Below are 17,743 nucleotides of genomic sequence, written 5' to 3'. Positions count from 1 at the left end.
GGGCGCCGAAAACGTTCCCGCCATTTCAGGCTAGCAGAGGAACACGAATGTGGCCCGCACTGCCGCATGGGGCAGTGCCAGATCTGACAGTGCCCGACAAGACCTTTTTCTTCCCTCTCCGCCTGCACCGGAGGTAGCTTCCGCTCATCGGGTTTCAGCACCCACACGGTGCCTGGTTGACCGAGCTGGGGGATTTGCGGATGTGCTCTGTCCAGGTCTCCGCACGCGACGCCGGTGCGGCGGCACACAGAGGTGCGCTCACCGCGCTTCGCGTGTACTCGCACGCGGACTCGCTGCGCGATCTCGTTGCCGGGCTGGCTGACGTCGGCGCCTGGCTACGCCACGAACACGGTGTCTACACGGTGTTTCTGCAACGCGGTTGGCTGCACGGCTCGCACGTCGACCTGGTCACCCGCGCCGAGCCCGGCCGGCACGTGCCGGAGGACGAGCTGCGTGAGCGGGTGCAGGCCGTGGCCCGCGAGTTGCCTGAGGGGTATCGGAGCGAACAGGACTATCTGCGCACTGCTGCCGAGTTCGGTGCAATGGAACAAGTTCCGCCACCGTACCTACCGCTGTTGCCGCACCGCACGGTTTCCGAAGTGGCTGACAGCGAGGTCAACCCCTGGCAGGGCGAGGTCGCTCCGCTGCGGGAGAGCGCACTGGCCAGAATGTTCGAGCCGGTACGACTCACGCTCAGCGTGCCGACCCGCTCGCAGGTGCTCAGCGGGGTGGCCGAGGCGTTTGCGGCCTTGGCCGAATCCCATCCGTGGGGTATCGCCTTCGGCAGCTTCTCCTTCCGTTCGCACGCGGAGGCGTTCCTGCATTGGCAACGGGGCAGCGCCGACGTGCGGATCCACTTCGACCACCGCCTGGCTACGGATCGACCCCGGGTCGAGCGCGTGGTGCGCGCGGTGCTGGAGGGTGGTGAAAGCTGCCTCGCCGCGCGGTGGCGGAGTGCCTTCGCGTACTGCGCCGGCCAGTTCGACGCCGCCGTCGAGAGCGGGGTTCTCAATGACGAGGTGGTGGCCTCGTTGGCTCCCAGTGGGGACGCCACCGTCACCACCGACACGTTCGACCCGAGCAAGAACAACCGTGGCCCCAGCGAGTTCCACGCCGCAGTGACGGCCTCCCGGGTAACCAGCAGTCCGGGAAGCTGGTTCATCGGATACCGGTTGCTGCTCAACCTGTTCTACCGCCAGCTCCCGCTGCTCGACATCTCGCCACTGCAACGGTTCTACCTCTGCTATGCGCTGGCCGAGGTCACCGATGAGGTCACCGGCGAGACCTGGCGTGAACGTCTGGAACGGGTGTCGTCATGAGCTGGGTGGTCGAGGTCGAGGGGCTCGTCAAGCGATATGGCCGCAAGACGGCCGTCGACGGCGTCAGCTTCCGGATCGCGCCTGGGGAGGTATTCGGGCTGCTGGGTCCGAACGGTGCGGGCAAGACGACGATTGTGCAGATCCTCGCCGGACTACGGCAGCGCGGCAGTGGCCAGGTGTCGGTGCTGGGACGCGATCCGGCCAAGCCGCGCCGCGCCTGGCGGGACCGGATCGGTGTCGTGCCACAGTCGACCAACGATCACGCGGACTGGCGGGTGGGCGAGCTGGTCGGGCTGTTCGGCCGTTTCTTCGCCGATCCGCTTCCGGTGTCCGAGGCCCTGGCCCAGGTCGGTCTCGCCGACGAACACGACCAGCTGGTGCGCAAGCTCTCCGGCGGCCAACGCCGCCGGCTGGACGTGGCGATCGGCGTGGTCGGCCGACCCGAGCTGCTGTTCCTCGACGAGCCGACCACCGGGTTCGACCCCGAGGCACGCAGGGAGTTCTGGCGCTTCGTCCGCGAGCTGTCCGGGCGCGGCACCGCCATCCTGCTCACCACGCACTACCTGGACGAGGCCGAACAACTGGCCGACCGGGTCTGTGTGCTCGATCGAGGGGTGATCCGGCAGCTCGCCACCCCGGCGGAACTGGGCGCCCACCGCGACGACGCCGTGGTGAGCTGGACCGGGCCTGCAGGGCCGGAACAGGTGCGCACCGACGACGTCAACGCCGTGCTCCGTGGGCTCGTCGATCGCTTCGGCTGGCAGGTCCAGGACCTCCAGGTCCGCCGGCTGTCGCTGGAGGAACGCTATCTGGACCTGATCGGGAGGTCGTCGTGACCACCGCGGTGCCCAGCAGCGTCGGGATGGGCGTGGCACGGGCAGCCGGGGAGATCCGCGCGTTCGCCCGCAATGTTCCGGCGCTGGTGTTCAATGTGGCGCTGCCGATCGTCCTGATGCTCATGTTCGGCACGCTGTTCTCGGGCACCGTCGGTGACACCGGAGTGCCGATGCACGACGTGGTGGTCTCCGGGGTCGTCGCCTCCGCGATCATGTCGGCTGCTTTCGGCGGGATGGCTTTCGGGATCAGCATGGATTTCTCCGACGGCACGTTCACTCGCCTTTCCGCGACTCCCTTCACGCTGTCCTCGTACTTCGTGGCCAAGATCGTGTTCGTGTTGGCGCTCGCGGTGGCCCAGGTGGCCGCGGTGCTGGTGGTCACCGTGCTCGTGTTCGGCTTCGTGCTGCCCGGCGATCCGGCGCGCTGGCTGACCTTCGGCTGGGTGTTCGCGCTGGGCATCGTGGCCACCGCGCTGCTCGGTGTACTCGTCGGCTCGCTGGCCTCGGACGGGCGTAGCGCGGGCGGCGTGATCCAGTTCCCGTTCATCGTGTTGCAGTTCATCTCCGGCGTCTACTTCGTCTTTACGGGGCTTCCGAACTGGCTCCAGTACGTCGGGGCGGTGTTCCCACTCAAGTGGATGGCGCAGGGGATGCGCTCGGCCCTGCTGCCCGACGCGTTGGCCGTTGCCGAGCCCGCGGGGAGCTGGGAGCGCGGCACTGTCGCGATCGTGCTCTCCTGCTGGGCGGTCGGCGGGTTCGTCCTGGGTTCCGCCGTGCTGCGGGCCAAGATTCGGAGGGCCTTCTCATGACCACCGCGGAACTGACCGCACGCGCCATCGAGGTTCAGCAGCCGCCCGCGCCGCACGGTGACATCTGGCTGTGGCGGGCCAACCCGCTCACGCGGCAACGCATTGTGTACGAGCCGCTCGTGATGATGCTCAATGAGCTGTGCACGTTGGAGCAGGAGCTCAACAGACTCGCTCCGAAGTGCTCCGACGAGCTGTACTCCGTGATCGGTACTGCCGAGGGTAACCGGCGCAACGCATTGATGAAGCTTCGTCGGGCCATACACAATGGACGGTCGATCAAGGCGGCGCCCAACGACCCGCCGTCGGCCACCCGACGGTGGCTGGAGCTGGCCGGGCGAAGGGACGCGCTTGCCGAACAGGTTCGCAAGGACTACCCGGAGGCGATCGAGCACGAACGCCAGATCGTGCGGGATCTGCTGGCCGACGAGGACCTGCGGTGTGCGCTGGCACTGGCCTCGCCCGAGATCTACCACGCCGCGGTTACCTACCAGAAGCCGATGACTCCGCGGATGCGCAAGTCGGAACGTGGCCTGCTGCAGTACCTGACCAGGGCGATGGTCCGCACCTCACCGCTGTCCCGGTTCACCGCGGTCGGTCTCGCCGTGACCTCGCCGGAGGGCACACCGCTCGGTGACTTCGAGTACCAGGGCGCTACCTCGCTGTTCTCCTTCGACGTCGCAATGTTCAACTATGTCGCCAGCGGCATCGGCACGGTCGCCGAGGACCCTTGGCTCCAGCGGGCACCGTCGTTGCGGATCAACCCGGACTCCACAACCGTGACCTTCCTGCGCACGGCGGGTAGCGAAGCGCGTCGGCTCTCGGCACCGCTCACCGACACCCTGCACGCTCTGCTGCAGCTGGCAGCCATGGGGCCCCGGCGCGCGAGCACACTGACCCGCGAGCTGTCCGAGCAGCTACGGATCGACGGCAACGACGCGAGCAGACTCGTCGGTTCGGCGTTGCGAGTGGGCATGTTGTGCTCGGTTGCGGGTCCGGACTCGGCGCTACCACCGCTGCAGTCGGACGTTGCCCGCGGCTTCGCCGATACGCGGCAGGGCACCCTTGCCGAGCTGTCGAGCCAGCTGCGGGCGCTGTCCAGTGACTCACCCGCCGACCGTCGCCACCGGCTCGACGCGATCGCGGAGGTCACCGCTTCGCTGTCCCACTCGGTCGGGCGACCGGCTTTGCTCACCGTGAACGAGGACTACATCGGTGCACCGCGGCAGATCTCACCGGAGAACTACCGCGAGGCGCTCACCGACCTGAACAACACTGTCGAGTTGCTCTCGGTCTTCGACCGGATGCACGACGTTCGGGCGTTGGCTTCGGCAGCGTTCGTCGAGCAGTTCGGCGCCGGGGCCAATGTTGCGTTGACGGACTGCGCCGAGGGCCTGGTGACGACGGTGTACCGGCGCGAGCAGGTACTCAACCCGGAAGATACGGCGGAACTCGGCCCGGAGGACCAATCATTGGCAGACCTACACCAGCTACGGAATCGGGTGCTCGAACGACTGTACGCCGACATCGACGGTGCTGACGCAGCGGGCGCTCCCGAGGTGAGCTGGAGCTCCGAGGAGCTGGCGGCTCTGGTGGCTGACCTGCCCGCCAGGTTCCGTGCCGAAGCCCTGTCCTACGGCGTGTTGGTGCAGACGGCAGGCGATGACCTGGTGTTCAACGATGCGTACGCCGGCCACGGGATGCTCCTGGGACGATTCCTCGCTGCCGACACCGCGATGAACGGTACCGCGGCGACGCGCCTTGGTGCGCAACTCCGGGACTGGTTCGGCGAGCAGATCGTGGAGGACCGCGGCCTGCACGGCCTGAGCGTCAACCACCACCAGCCGGTGCTCGCGGAGGGGCTGGACGCTGACGACTGGTACTCCATGCGGTTGGTGCACGACGTGGACACCGACCGGTTGCACGTCGAGGACGCTGATGGCCGGCGACTGCGGGTCCTCACGCTCGGGGCGGCAATGCCGGAGCTGTACCCGTACCCGTTGCGGCTGGCCAACTGGCTGGGCACTGGCGGACGGCTGGTGCGTGACGTGTCCGGGCGCTGGCATCAGCGATCTGGTCGTGGCACCGACAACACCGTGAGCGTGCCGCGGTTGCGTGCGGGCAGGGTCGTGTTCGCGCGTCGGCGCTGGTACGGCGGTGCGGAGTTCGACGCGATCGCCCTGCCTACGGAGTTGGATCCCACGGAGCGGCTCCTGCGCCTGAACCGCTGGCGCGCCCTCCATGACGTCAGCGAGGAGGTACTGCTGAAGGCTCAGCCGGTCGCCGGCTTTGCCGGGGCGGACGAGGACTTCGCTGCGACCTTTGCCCAGCGCCGGCGGGGCAAGCCACAGTACGTGGATTTGACGAGCAGCCTGATCACCCATGTGTTGCCGCGGATGATGGGACGCCGCGGCTCCGGCTACCTGGAAGAAGCGTTGCCGTCGGTCGGTTCCTCGTCCCATGCCCTGGAGTGGGTCGTTGAGCTGTTGCGCAGGCCCGGGCAGCGGTTCGGAGGCGATGCCTGATGGAGCTCAAGCTGCGGCCGGGCCTGCACTACGCACCGCTGCCCGGCGGAGTCTACTTCGGCAACGGCACGACGAAGTTTGTCGTCAACGGACCCGCGGCCCTGTCCACTGTGGCTGATGTGTGTGTCCCGCTGCTGGAGCGGGGAACCAGCGAGGAGGAACTGGTCGGGGCGCTCGGTAACGAGTCGGCGTTGCCGATTGTCCGCTACCTGGTGAAGACACTGGACGCGAAGGGCGTGATGCTGCCCTTGGACAAGCTCACCGTGTCGCCGCCCGACCCCGAGGTGTACGAGCGTTACACCGCGGTCCTGCAGTACCTGGAGTCCAGGTCCGAGGACCCGTACCGGGCGTTCGAGATCTTGCGTCATGCCACTGTCGTGCTGCACGGTTCGGGGGCTGCGGTACTGCCGGCCGCCCGCGGCTTGGCCGCGGCCGGTGTGAGTGACATCGTGTTGTCCACGCCCGATGTGGCGCAGGCAGCAGCGACGGTTCGTCGGCTGCCCGAGGTGTCCATGCAGAAGTTGCCTGCTCGTGCGGATGCCGTCGTCGTCGTGGGGGAAGCCCCGGGCCCGCTCCCGGAATCCACGCTCCGGATCCCGGTCCGGGTGGGTGATGTGGTGGCCACGGTGGGGCCTGCCGGTGGGGACGGCACCGAGCTTGCCGAGCGTGCGGCGTTGTGGGGGGATCCCGCTGATCCGATCGCCGAACCGACCGCTCTCGCGCTCGCCGGAGCACTCGCCGGGCAACTCGTGCTGGACGAGCTCGCGGGGCTGGCGGAACCGGGCACCGCGTACGTGTTGTCCGGGCGGACCCTGGCGATGGACACCGTGCATCTTGCCGCGCCCGGTTCCGCACGGGTCGTACCGGTCCAGCTCACCCCGTCCACCGGCACCGACCTGCCCTCGGCCACCGACGCCGTGGCGAGGATGGAGGCGGTCACCGCGAGGTGGACCGGTCTTGTGGAATCGGTGACGCCGCCCGACCTGCCGCAGTTGCCGATCGCCCTGTCGGGGGCCCGGGCCGTCGGTGGCGAACTGGTCGTGCGCTGGGCGGGCGACACCAGCGCGGCGACCGTGGAGGCCGGACTCGCCGCCTTCCGTGCCCACTTCCCGGCCGGTGACGGTGTCGCGGCCGCCGGTCTCACCCTCGACCGATGGCTGCTCGACGGCGCTCTTCAGCTGCTGGCCGACGTCGCCGAACCTGGTGCAGGGGTGGAGTACGCCGACGTGACCGAGGGAAACACACGGCGACTCTGGCGGACGCTGGAGGATCACGAACTCGTCCCCGTGCGGGTACGGCTGGGGCACGTGGCTGGGTTGGGTTGGATGCTCGCCACGCTCCTGGACGCGCGGGACGGGTCCGTTCTGTCGTCGGGCTGGGGCGCGACAACCACCCAGGCCGTGTTCGCCGCCGTCGGGGACGGGTTGGCACGAATGCAGGTCCGGCGGGTGTACGGGTCCGATCTCTTCGGCCGGACCGTGGCCACCAGCGCCTTGAACGAGGCGGACGCCACCACAGTCGGTGAGTTGGTGACACAGGTGGTGAAGGTCTGTGCGCAGCGCGGACAACGTCTGGTTGGTTGGCGCGTGGCCGCGGACGAGCTGATCGGTGAGATTGGGCTCTCTTTCGGCCGAGTTGGTTTCGATGGCTGACATCCGGTTCGGTCCCGGCTGGCGGCGCGGCGATCGGGTGGACGCCCAAGCCCTGGCCACAGCCGGCGGTGACGCCGCGATTGCGGTGAACCGCGGTTGGGATCTGAGCTGGGAACGCAAGACCTGGTCCGAGTCGGCACACCATGGCCGCGCGCACCTCTCCGTTCGTCACCTCGGCGACGAGGTGCTGGTTGGTCCACTATGGATCAATCGGGACGCGGCCGGGTGCAGTGCCTGCGCCGAATATCGGGGGCGGGTCGCGGTCGACCACCCGCTGCTGGATCGGCTCGCCGAGCCCGTCTCGGCGCCGATCTATGGCGCGCCGCTGCTTGATGAGCTGCTGGACATCGTGGTGCGCGAGCGCCCGCTGCGCGCGGGCGAGCTGATCGCGGTGTCCACCCGCAGGGTGGCCAGGCACCGGATCCGACGCAGCCTGCACTGCCCGGTATGCACACCCAGGTTGGAAGGTGCCCGGATCCATCGTCGGCTGTCCCCCCGTCCGACCGCACAGCATCCGCCGGTGCGTGATCGGCGCGAAGGGATCGAGCTGACCGCGAAGGCGTTGCGGAACGAACTGGTCGACACGCGCTTCGGCCCGGTCCTGCAGTTGATGCGTGAGATCAACACGCCGTTCGCCATGACTGGGGCATTCGCCCCTGACTCCCGCAACGTCGGCTATGGACGCGCTGTGGATCTCGCGAGTGCGGAGACCATTGCCATCCTGGAGACCTACGAGCGGATGGGTGGCTTTCCCCATCACCGTGAACTGGTCACGAACACCCCGTACAGACGAGTCGCCAGGTATGCGATCGATCCGGCTCGATTCGGTTCGTACACACGGCAACAACTCGAACACCGCCACTGCACGGTGTTGCCCTACCACGACGACACGCCCATCGACTGGGTATGGGGTAACCGGATCGCTGATGGTGAGCCAATCCTGGTACCCGCCGAGATCGGTTTCTACCTGTACGAGAACGAACACCGGTTGGACTACCACGCGAGTCGTCGGCTGCCCGCCACCCGCCGACGCAATTACTTCGACGAGTCCTCCAGCGGCTGCGCCCTGGGCAGCACCGTCGAGGAGGCCGCCCTGCACTCGCTGCTGGAGCTGGCCGAACGTGACTCGTTTCTGACGTCCTGGCACCGCGGTCAGCCGTTGCCCCGCGTCGATCCGGCCACCGTGGACGATCCGACGAGCGGATCGCTGCTGGACCTGATCGACGCGAACGGGTTCGACACGCATCTGCTCGTCGCCAGCCACGACCTCGGGGTTCCGGTGGTGTGGGGACTGGCGATCAATCGGGCTCGGGCGTTTCCGGCCTCGTACTCGGCCGCAGGATCGGGTGTCGATCCCCTTGGTGCGGTACGTGCGGCACTGTGGGAGCTGGCGCAGATCACCAGCCAGCCGCCGGCGTGGACGGAGGACGACTGCGTCCCGCTGCTGGCCGATCCCTGGGAGATCACCCAGCTCGAGGACCACGTCCGGCTGTACCAGCTGCCCGCAACCCTGCCGATCGTCGAATCGTATCTGGGTGGACCTGTTCTGCCGCTGCACCGCGCATTTCCCGGTTGGCCGGGCCTGCTCGTCGAGGCGGCTGCCGGGGACGTGCTCGGCGCACTGAACTTCGTCGCGAGATGTTTCTCCGCCGCGGGGCTCGACGACATCGTCCTTGTCGACCAGTCCACGGTCGAGCACCGCGACCTCGGTTTTGCCGTGGTCAAGGCGGCCGTCCCGGGAATCGTGCCGATGTGCTTCGGCCATGCCCAGCAGCGCCTGGTCGGATTGCCCCGGTTGCGGGCCGCGCTGGACGACGTGGGAGTTGTCCCGGACGAGCACACCCTCCCGCTCCGACCCCATCCGTTTCCCTGAGAGGTTGCCGTGCACACCGACAAGATCTTGCGGTTCGCCTTCGCACAAGGCTCGGGGAAGACGATCGTCACCAACCCCATCGTGCCCGAACGGGGCGCGAAGACCACCGCCGAACAGCAGCCACCCGGCTTGATGTCCGAGAGCACTCGGCCGCTGCCGTACGGCGTCACCGACCTCCTCTCGGAGGCCGGGTTCCCGAACGGCCGACCATCGGTGTCTGCGGACAACGCCGCGCGATTCGGACAGATGTTGGTCGCGGGTTTCGGACTGCAACGGCGTGAGCCGTCACACGTCTTCAATGACCACCGGGGCTACCCGTCGGTGCGGAGCAAGTTCCCGATCCACATCTATGCGGAGCACGTCGGGAAATCCTGGTGGCTCGACCCGTACCGCCATGCTCTGGTCCAGGTCGGCGAGGGCACCGCGAGTCGCATCGTGCTGGCCGGCCGGTATACGCACCTGCCGTACTTCTACGAGCGACTGCGCGGACCGTTGGTGGACCTCGAACTCGGTGTGAACCTGCGGGCCTTGTATGTCGCGCTGGAACTGTTCGGATATGAGGCGGCTCTGCGCCTGCCCGACGCTGATTCCGTGCGGACCATGGACCGGCTCGCCCTACGGCCGTACGGCGAGTGGGCACTGCCGCTGATCGTGGAACTCGATGCGCCGGCTCCGTCGCCGCCAGCGTTGTCCACCAAGATCGAGCTGCCCGAGCTGGACCCGCATGGCGCCGCGATCCTCAACCTCGTCGTTGGCGCCAACCGTGCGGTTCTCGGGGCACGGCCGGTGCCGGAACTCGTTGCGCCGCAGGGGATCGCTCGCGCAGTCGTCAACTCGGGGAGATCCTGGGCCGAGGTGTTCTTCGACCGCAGCTCGGGACGGGTCCCGCCCCACATGGCAGGGATGATCGCCCGGCGCCGCAGGATGCCAAAGACGGTGGTTGCCGAGCTCGCGGCATGGCTCAGCGTTCCACCGCCGCATCCGGTCATGCGCGAGGTCGCCACCGAGATCACCACGACAGTGACCCTGCAGGACGTCGACGGGTTCGACACCGGGGTGTACCGCTTCCGGAACGGTCACTTGGAGCACGTCGTCGCCGATCCGACGATCCTGCAGCAGCTTCAGACCTGCTACGGCGTCCAAGTCGCCACCGACTTCGACAACGCCATCCGCAACCTGTCCTCGGTCTGCACGTTCTCCGTCAATGTGCCCAGGCTGGTGGACCGTTTCGGCCCCGGTGGCTGGACGCTGGCCCAGTACTGCACAGGCTGGCTGGCCCAGGGCGTCTGTCTGTCCGGCGCCGCACACGGGCTGTTCGCCCGACCCACTAGAGCCTTCGAGGACCTGGACACGCAGTCTGTGCTGCGGCTGCCTCCCGGTGAGCTGACGTTGCTGAGTGTGTTGTCGGGGACGTGTCGGTTCACCGAGCCAATGTTGGACCTGAGGGTCTAGGGGGTGCGCCGTGAGGGAGTGGACCGCGTGGCAACTGCACCTGGCCGCACCGACCCCGGAAATGCACGTTCGGGCGCTGCGCGAGGTGGTGGCTCCGGCTGTCGAGGGTTGCCAGCACTGGTTCTTCCTGCGTTACTGGCAGGGTGGGCCGCACCTGCGGGTCCGGATCGGTGACCTGGACGCAAGGTCAGCGGGCCAGATCGACGCGGAAATGAGGAAGCGGCTGGCAGCCGTGAACCAGCTCGCCGCTGGGGAGACCACGCTGGACGCCGCTACTTACGAGGCGTACGCGGCAGGAATGGGCCAGGCCGGGGAGGAAGGTACGACGATCGAGCCGGGCAGGCTCCGTGCTCCCGGTCTGTACCGGGCGGTCTATGTGCCCGAGTTCAACCGCTACGGCGGTGAGGCGCTCATCCCGCTGTCAGAGCGACTGTTCGTCACATCCAGCCGACTTGTGCTGGCCTTCCTGCAGCGCGAGCCGACCTCACACGCTCAAACCGGCTTTGCCTTGCGCTCCTTGGCGACAGCGTTGGACGTCATCGGGGACCCGGCCGCACGCATCGCCTGCTGCCGGGCAGCGGCCAACTCCTGGCTGAGCTGGCTGCACAGAGCCGGAAGGTCGCAGGCCGAGCTCGATGCATTGGTCAACACGGCCGGCGAGCGAGCGGCCCGGCTGGTGGCGACCGCACCGCACCTTGCCGAGCCGATCACCACCGGCCCGGTCGCCGCATGGGGACGCGAGCTGGCCGAAGCATGGCCCTACTGGCAATCGGTGTCGGAACACGACACGCGGGCACAGCCGAGGTCCGAACGAATCCTGTTCTCGCACCTCCACATGTTCTGCAACCGGTTGGGCATGAGCGTCGCGGAGGAGTTCTTCCTGCACATCGTGCTCGCCGAACTGCTGGAAGCCGCTGAGACCGAGAGGAGCCGGTGATGGCCGAACCGGTCTTTTCCGCACTCGGGCGTCTGGTGACCGACACCGAAACGTTTACCCGGACATGGCCGCGCGAGCCCACCCTCTGGCGCAGCGAAGGCAAGTTCACCGACCTGCTTTCCCTTGCCGCGTTGGACGAGATGTTGTCCGGACAGGCGTTGCGCAGGCCCGCCTTCCGGATGGTTGCCGACGGTGAGGTGCTCGCCGAGCCCGACTACAGCCGGGCGAGCTTGCTGTACCCGGACGTACCCGACACCGGCAGGATGGCGGACCTGCTGGAGCGCGGCGCCACACTGGTCATGCAGGGACTTCAGGAGTACTGGCGACCGCTCGGGGACTTCTGCCGCACCTTGGCGCGAGACCTCGGCCACCCGGTTCACGCGAACGGCTACCTCACCCCACCCAAGGCACAGGGCTTCCACCTGCACTACGACGTGCAGGACGTCTTCATCCTCCAGATCGAGGGTGAGAAGGACTGGGTGCTGCACGAGCCCGTTGTCGAGGCACCATTGCCACACGAGAGTTGGGAGCGGATCCGGTCGGGCTCGGGTCGAGCCGAATTGGTGGCGCCGGGCACCCCTGCCTGGGGTGAGCTCACGCTGCGGCCGGGCGACAGTCTGTGGTTGCCTCGCGGGTGGATTCACGCGGCACGCACGCGCGAGGTGACCTCGCTGCACATCACGATCACCCTGTACACGCTGACGCGGTACTGGGCCTTTACCGAGCTGGCAGCACGGGCCGGACGGGCGTCGGCGCTGAAGGAAGCACTGCCGGCAGCCTTCACGGCCGATGCCGACGCAGCGCTGGCGGAACTGGCCGAGATCCGGGCGGAGGCGGTGGCCTGGCTCCAGGAGACCGACCTGACCGACATCGCGGCCGCGATCCGGTCCTCGGCGTTGGCGATGTTCGCGCCACCGGCCCGGCAGCCCGTCACGGCCGTGCTGGCCGACCCGGACTATCTCACCGCCGAGTTCCGGGTCAGGTCCGAGGGTGTACTTGGCATTGACCTGCACGGGGACGCCGCGGTGTTGCGCATGCCAGGCCGGGATGTACGGGTGCCCGCCCGGATCGAACCGGGATTGCGTCAACTGCTGGCGTCTCGCCGCTGTAGGGCTGCGGACCTGACCTGGCTGGCGGACGACCCGAGCAGGGCGGCCGTACTGCGCAGGTTGCACCGCGAGGGCGTCATCGAGCCCGTCACGAACGAACACGGCAACAGCGAGAAGGACTAGGTGGCAAGACAATGGAGTTCGGGATTTCTCTGTTGCCTGACGTCGACCCGAGCACGCACACCGGTGCGGACTACTACCGTGACGTGTTCGCGATGTCCCGGCTGGCCGACCGGCTCGGCTACAGCCACGTCAAGATGACCGAGCACTACCTGCACCCCTACGGCGGGTACTGCCCGAGCCCACTGACGTTCCTGGCGGCGGTGGCCGCACGGACCGAACGGGTCCGGCTGATGACCGGATGCGTACTGCCCAGCTTCCACCACCCCGTCAAGCTGGCCTCCTACGCCTCGATGGTGGACGCCATCTCGGGAGGCAGGCTGGACGTCGGCTTCGCGAGGGCCTACCTGCCCTATGAATTCGAGACTTTCGAGGTGCCGATGGACGGCAGCCGGGAACGTTTCGAGGCCACCGTCGCCGCAGTGGTCCGGCTGTGGACCGAGGAGGACGTGACGGAGAAGACCGACTTCTTCTCCTTCTCCGACGCCACGATCCTGCCCAGGCCGACGCAACAACCGCACCCACCCGTCTACGTCGCGGCAGTGAAGACCGACGCGAGTTTCGTCCGCGTCGGGCAGCTGGGACACGGCCTGTTGATCACACCGAGCGGCCTGGCCATGAATACCAGGCAGGTCCGTTCCTATGTGGACGCCTTCGAACCGTCCAGCGCGGCGACGCCCCGACCGCGGGTGGTGGCCAGCCTGCCGCTGCTGGTCGCCGAGACCGACGCCGACGCCAGGCGCATGGCCGATCCGCACCTGGCCAGGTACCTCCAGGTGTGGACCTCGGCCACCGACTCGTGGAACGCCTCGGCGTCCCGGGACTACCCCTCCTACACCGGGATGTCACGCTATTTGCGCACTTTGACGCCGCGTGACCTGCGCACCAGCGGTAGTGCGATCGTGGGCTCACCGGAGTCGGTGTTGCGGCGCACCGAGCAGTTCATCGAGCAGGTCGGGCAGGTGGACAGCATCGTCTGGCAGGTCGACTACGGTGGTATGCCCTACGACGTTGCGGCCCGCAGCCTGGAGCTGTTCGCCACCGAGGTGATGCCCAAGCTGACGGCCTGACTTCTTGCGCATCTGGATGTGCCGCACGGGATGGGCGCACGGCAGGGAAGCCAGATGCGGTCACTCATCCTGACGCTGAACATACGTGAGGGCTGGGAACCCCGAGTTCCCAGCCCTCACGTATGCGGGTGGTGTTTCTCAGCAGCAGGACGACGAGGACGAAGAAGAACAGCACAGCCAGTTGCTGTGCGACGCGCCCATCTCGGGCAGGGCCACCGCGTCCTTGACGTCCAGAACGGACAGTTCCTCAACATCGAACGAGGCGAAGTCCTCGTCGGTGATCACGTTGTTCACGGTCTCTCCTGGGTCGGCAGGGTTGGCGACTCGTCAGCAGCAGGACGAGGACGACGACGAGGAACAGCACCACCAGTGCGGCGAGGCCGAGGCGCCCATCTCGGGCAGGGCCACCGCGTCCTCGACGTCCAGAACGGACAGTTCCTCAACATCGAACGAGGCGAAGTCCTCGTCGGTCAGGTTGGTCGGCATCAGGAAGCTTCCTCCCCAGTGATCTGTGGTTTTCGCCGCATGATCTCCGGCTGAGCCGAACCTAGCCGCGGTTTCCGCCGGGAAGCGGCGCTTCGGTCGCCTTCGGCAGCACGACTGACAACTGTGGAAGAAACCCTTGCCCACACCCGCGACATCGGGTATAGCGATTCTTCGCCGACCGAGCTGAAAGCCCCGGTCCGGGCCGGACAGACCGATCCTTGCTTCGGCTACCACACTCCCCCACCTCGGCGGCTTTCGCCCGGCAGGCGACGTGGTTCGCGCTTTCCTCAGACACACAACCCAAAAGGCGACGACGTTTCGCAACCCGAAGCCACCACGGCAACCAGCCGTGAGGCCCCGGGAGCTTCGCCACGCCGAGCGAGTGGGCCTGATACGTCCTGTAGGGACCAACCGATGTTGGTCCAGTGCCAGAGCAACCACGCTGGGTCGCAAGGAACTCGCACCGTGGGGGTCCGCGGGGGCTCGGCCCCCGCGACAAACACAACGGGCGACGCGGTCCGCGCTTTCCGCGGACACACGTCCCCTGAACCGGTGGGCCTAACGCTTCATAACCCGAACACCCTCACTGTGGAGGGGCCTGAGATCCGGATCAAGCCGGTGGGTACTCGCCGCGTGGTGGCGGGCGGTGGTACCCGATGACCCCTGCGATGATCACTATCGACCCGGCCGCCTCGCCAGGCGACGGCCTGGCCTGCGTCATGTGCGAACGTGGCTACCTGCGCATCTGTGGTTCCCGGTCCGTTCCGGCCGGCCGCTCGGCGACCGGCTCCCGGGTGTTCGCCGAGGTCAAGGGCTGTGTAGAGGCGGCCGGCGTCGATCCAGTGACGACCGGGCGCCGTGTGGGTGGTGGTCTCCGGTGATCACAGAGCCGAACGCCCAGACTCCACGACCGAGCCGGGCGCTGTGGATACAGATCGCCGGCGTCGCACTGGTCGTGCTCGGCGCCGCCTACGCCTCTTACCGCCACGGGCGCGAGTTTGCGTTGCGGTTCGGCGCGGACAAGATCACGGCGGCGATCTGGCCACTGATCGTGGACGGCATGTTGATGACCGCCACGGTCGAGCTGTGGAAGATTGGACAGGGCGTACGCAATCGGGCCACCGGTCAGTGGTCGGCTTGGGTGTCTTTCCTGTTTGGGGTCTCCCTCTCGCTTTGTGCCAATTTAGCCGCCGCGCCCGAGTTGAGCATGTTCCCCATTGCGGTTGCGGCCTGCCCTCCGTTGGCGTTGCTGCTGTCGGTGGAGCTGCTGAACCGGGCATTCAAACGCCACCGCACCGAGACCATGTCCGAGACCCGACACGAGACCACCGGGACAACCGAGACGGATGACGAGACCGCACGACCAGTCCGGCTCTCGGTGATCTCAGCCGGGTCTCGGGAGCAGGCGGAGCCGACGGCCGAGCAACGGATGTGGGCTTACTACCAGACCGAGCGGGCCAAGGGGCACACGCCGACCGGCGCGGAGCTGGACCGCATCGCCGGCACCAACAACTACGGCCGCCGCGTCCTGCGACGGTGGCGGGTGGCTGGGCACCTTCCAGCCGCAGGAGATCAGTCGTCGTCATTGCGGGGACATCCGTCCGCGTGATCAAGTGGCAGCGGCGCAGCCAAGCCCGACCCGCCGTGCCGCCGCCACGGCAACTACTGGTGCATGCTCGTATCCCCTGCACGACTGGGCCTCCCGCTTTCGCGGGAGCAGGGCCCCAACAGGTGATCATGTTCAGGATGTCGCCGGTAAGCGTCCTCGGATGGTCTCGCGATGGCCACTGTCAACCGTGACATCACGACACTGGAGTCCGATCTCGCGATCCGCCAGTTCGTCAACGAGTCGCCCATCAGTTTCCGGAAAGCCTCCCGGGGGCCAACGTCAGCCGTCGCTGCCAGAACCCCGGGAGGCTTTCCAGGCTTATTCACTTCCCGAACGTCACTCACCTATCAGGCGCGAGCAGTGCAAAAGTGGCGCGGTGTACTCAATGTCCATCGGATGTCAGACGCACTCATCGTGTGGACGAATACGGTCAACCCTGTTTCCGAACTCCAAGTAGTAGTTTGTCCTCTCTTCGCCGATTCGGTACCTCCGCCTTTCTTGGGGTATGGTGCTGTCCTGCAGGCATACGCCATCCCCTGTGTTCACAATGAACGAGCTAACATGGTCTACCAGGCGCCTGTTCTTGTCGCCGATGAAGACGTTCCCTTCACTCGGGCGCCAGCTGATGCGCGCACCGGTTCCGTTAGGGTGCTCCCACAAGCACACCCAGCCCGGTGTGCAGGAGAGTTCCATGCTTCTGGATGTGTCGGCTGATGCCGGAGCTCCTGTGGCGATCAGTGAGACCAGTGATGCGAACAAGGCGACTGACATGGCTGTGGTTCTTGTCCTCGGCACGCGTCCTCACAACCTCTCGATCAATCGGATAGCGAACTGCGGTGTTCATTCCGCCGGTCTGAAAGGAAGCAATCGCGGCGTTTTCCCGTGGAGGCGTGGTGCCCCCGCCACCGTTGGGCTGGTGGGCGACGTTCCGACTGTGTAGCGGTCGGGCGTTGTGCACGGTCGGTGGATCGACGGTAAACAACAAAGTCTGCACAATCGCTGCGGACCACTGGGGGTGATGGGGTGCCACGGAGAGAGTGCCCACTGGATGCAGGCGACGGCCCATTGCTGCAGTTCGCGCGGGATCTGCGGCTGTTGCGGGAGAAGGTGGGCTGTCCGTCGTACCGGGAACTCGCCGCCCGTGCGCATGTGTCGGCGTCAGCGCTGTCCGGGGCGGCCAGCGGTAGGAAGCTTCCCAGCCTGATGGTGACATTGGCGTTTGTGCGCGCCTGCGAGGGGGATGTCGGGGAGTGGGAACGGCGCTGGCGGGAACTGGTGAGCGAGCTGGCCACGCCCGTCGTCGATGTCGAGGACACCGGGGACGCGCCGTATGTCGGGCTGAGCGCGTTCCGGGTCGAGGACGCCGACCGGTTCTTTGGTCGGCAGCGGCTGGTCGAGCAGCTGGTCCGTCGTCTGCTGCAGGGACGGTTCGTCGGGGTTGTCGGCGCGTCGGGTGCGGGCAAGACCTCGCTGCTCCGAGCCGGCCTGTTGCCGGCGGTTCGGACCGAGACGCTGGTCGACGGGTGTTCCTGGCCGACGGTGATGATGACCCCGGGACCGCGTCCGCTGGAGGAATGCGCGATCCACCTGGCCCGTCTCACCGGCCACACGCCGGGCCAGATGAACGACGAGCTGGCTACCGAGCCCCGCGCGTTGCACCGACTGGTGCGTCAGGCGTTGGCCGATCACCCAGATCCGGTTGAGCTGGTATTCGTCGTCGACCAGTTCGAGGAGCTCTTCACGCTCTGTCAGGAGCCACGGGAACGTGCCCAGTTCCTGGATGCGCTCCTCACCGCCGCCACGGCCCAGGCCAGCCGGCTCCGTGTCGTGGTGGGTATCCGAGCCGACTTCTACGCCCACTGCAGTCGTTACCGGCCACTAGACGAGTAATTCCGAAGTCGGGGTGGTCCCTGGAGACAGGCGAAGGGTGTCCAAGATCGGGTTGTGAC

Annotated in this window: 16 protein-coding genes; 13 read left to right on the top strand and 3 right to left on the bottom strand. The window is 67.2% G+C overall.

Annotated elements, in window-relative coordinates:
• Window positions 1-176: 176 nt before the first annotated feature.
• Genes IEY55_RS17015 through IEY55_RS16970 form a run of 10 tightly spaced genes read left to right on the top strand, consistent with a single transcriptional unit; the run spans window position 177 to window position 13,699 of the window.
• Window positions 177-1,319 carry a hypothetical protein gene (locus IEY55_RS17015; protein WP_189058992.1) on the top strand — a complete coding sequence of 381 codons (1,143 nt, stop codon included), beginning with the start codon at window positions 177-179 and terminating at the stop codon, window positions 1,317-1,319.
• Entirely contained in the window at window positions 1,316-2,155 is an 840-nt protein-coding gene (locus tag IEY55_RS17010; RefSeq protein WP_189058990.1) for an ABC transporter ATP-binding protein, read from the top strand. The genes IEY55_RS17015 and IEY55_RS17010 overlap by 4 nt, the downstream gene beginning before the upstream one ends.
• Window positions 2,152-2,964 carry an ABC transporter permease gene (locus IEY55_RS17005; protein ID WP_189058988.1) on the top strand — a complete coding sequence of 271 codons (813 nt, stop codon included), beginning with the start codon at window positions 2,152-2,154 and terminating at the stop codon, window positions 2,962-2,964. The genes IEY55_RS17010 and IEY55_RS17005 overlap by 4 nt, the downstream gene beginning before the upstream one ends.
• On the top strand, window positions 2,961-5,486 hold the full coding sequence (locus IEY55_RS17000) for a lantibiotic dehydratase (RefSeq protein WP_189058986.1): 2,526 nt from the start codon (window positions 2,961-2,963) through the stop codon (window positions 5,484-5,486). Before IEY55_RS17005 ends, IEY55_RS17000 begins: the two co-directional genes overlap by 4 nt.
• Entirely contained in the window at window positions 5,486-7,138 is a 1,653-nt protein-coding gene (locus IEY55_RS16995; protein WP_189058984.1) for an amino acid adenylation domain-containing protein, read from the top strand. The genes IEY55_RS17000 and IEY55_RS16995 overlap by 1 nt, the downstream gene beginning before the upstream one ends.
• Window positions 7,131-9,011, top strand: coding sequence for a TOMM precursor leader peptide-binding protein (locus IEY55_RS16990; protein ID WP_189058982.1), 1,881 nt, complete (start codon window positions 7,131-7,133; stop codon window positions 9,009-9,011). Before IEY55_RS16995 ends, IEY55_RS16990 begins: the two co-directional genes overlap by 8 nt.
• Window positions 9,012-9,020: 9 nt before the next feature.
• Complete coding sequence (locus IEY55_RS16985; RefSeq protein ID WP_189058980.1) at window positions 9,021-10,463, top strand: hypothetical protein; 1,443 nt, start codon at window positions 9,021-9,023, stop codon at window positions 10,461-10,463.
• 10 nt (window positions 10,464-10,473) lie between these two features.
• On the top strand, window positions 10,474-11,400 hold the full coding sequence (locus IEY55_RS16980) for a thiopeptide-type bacteriocin biosynthesis protein (protein ID WP_189058978.1): 927 nt from the start codon (window positions 10,474-10,476) through the stop codon (window positions 11,398-11,400).
• Window positions 11,400-12,632 (top strand): JmjC domain-containing protein, encoded by a 1,233-nt coding sequence (locus tag IEY55_RS16975; protein ID WP_189058977.1) that lies wholly within the window; start codon window positions 11,400-11,402, stop codon window positions 12,630-12,632. The genes IEY55_RS16980 and IEY55_RS16975 overlap by 1 nt, the downstream gene beginning before the upstream one ends.
• An 11-nt stretch (window positions 12,633-12,643) precedes the next feature.
• On the top strand, window positions 12,644-13,699 hold the full coding sequence (locus IEY55_RS16970; protein ID WP_189058975.1) for an LLM class flavin-dependent oxidoreductase: 1,056 nt from the start codon (window positions 12,644-12,646) through the stop codon (window positions 13,697-13,699).
• Between the two features lie 138 nt (window positions 13,700-13,837).
• Here the strand turns inward: IEY55_RS16970 and IEY55_RS16965 are convergent, their stop codons facing one another.
• Window positions 13,838-13,993 (bottom strand): thiazolylpeptide-type bacteriocin, encoded by a 156-nt coding sequence (locus tag IEY55_RS16965; RefSeq protein ID WP_229686469.1) that lies wholly within the window; start codon window positions 13,991-13,993, stop codon window positions 13,838-13,840.
• Window positions 13,994-14,026: 33 nt separating this feature from the next.
• The gene (locus tag IEY55_RS16960) at window positions 14,027-14,185 is read right to left on the bottom strand and encodes a thiazolylpeptide-type bacteriocin (protein ID WP_189058973.1); all 159 of its coding nucleotides are present in this window, start codon (window positions 14,183-14,185) and stop codon (window positions 14,027-14,029) included.
• A gap of 656 nt (window positions 14,186-14,841) precedes the next feature.
• Between IEY55_RS16960 and IEY55_RS16955 the strand changes: the two genes are divergently transcribed.
• Window positions 14,842-15,066 carry a hypothetical protein gene (locus IEY55_RS16955; RefSeq protein WP_189058971.1) on the top strand — a complete coding sequence of 75 codons (225 nt, stop codon included), beginning with the start codon at window positions 14,842-14,844 and terminating at the stop codon, window positions 15,064-15,066.
• On the top strand, window positions 15,063-15,794 hold the full coding sequence (locus IEY55_RS16950; RefSeq protein WP_189058969.1) for a DUF2637 domain-containing protein: 732 nt from the start codon (window positions 15,063-15,065) through the stop codon (window positions 15,792-15,794). Before IEY55_RS16955 ends, IEY55_RS16950 begins: the two co-directional genes overlap by 4 nt.
• Window positions 15,795-16,193: 399 nt before the next feature.
• Here IEY55_RS16950 and IEY55_RS33020 read toward each other — a convergent pair whose 3' ends face one another.
• A complete protein-coding gene (locus IEY55_RS33020) occupies window positions 16,194-16,487 on the bottom strand; it encodes a peptidase inhibitor family I36 protein (RefSeq protein ID WP_373290025.1) in 294 nt (97 codons plus the stop codon).
• A 330-nt stretch (window positions 16,488-16,817) separates the two neighbouring features.
• On the opposite strand from IEY55_RS33020, the gene IEY55_RS16940 reads away from it, so the two are divergent.
• Window positions 16,818-17,684, top strand: a complete 867-nt coding sequence (locus IEY55_RS16940) for an nSTAND1 domain-containing NTPase (RefSeq protein WP_189058965.1) — start codon at window positions 16,818-16,820, stop codon at window positions 17,682-17,684.
• Window positions 17,685-17,743: the final 59 nt, after the last annotated feature.

The organism is Longimycelium tulufanense (assembly GCF_014645795.1).
GTDB classification, from domain to species: domain Bacteria; phylum Actinomycetota; class Actinomycetes; order Mycobacteriales; family Pseudonocardiaceae; genus Longimycelium; species Longimycelium tulufanense.
Note: the sequence above shows the minus strand (reverse complement) of the source record. Positions and strands in the feature narration are given on the sequence as shown.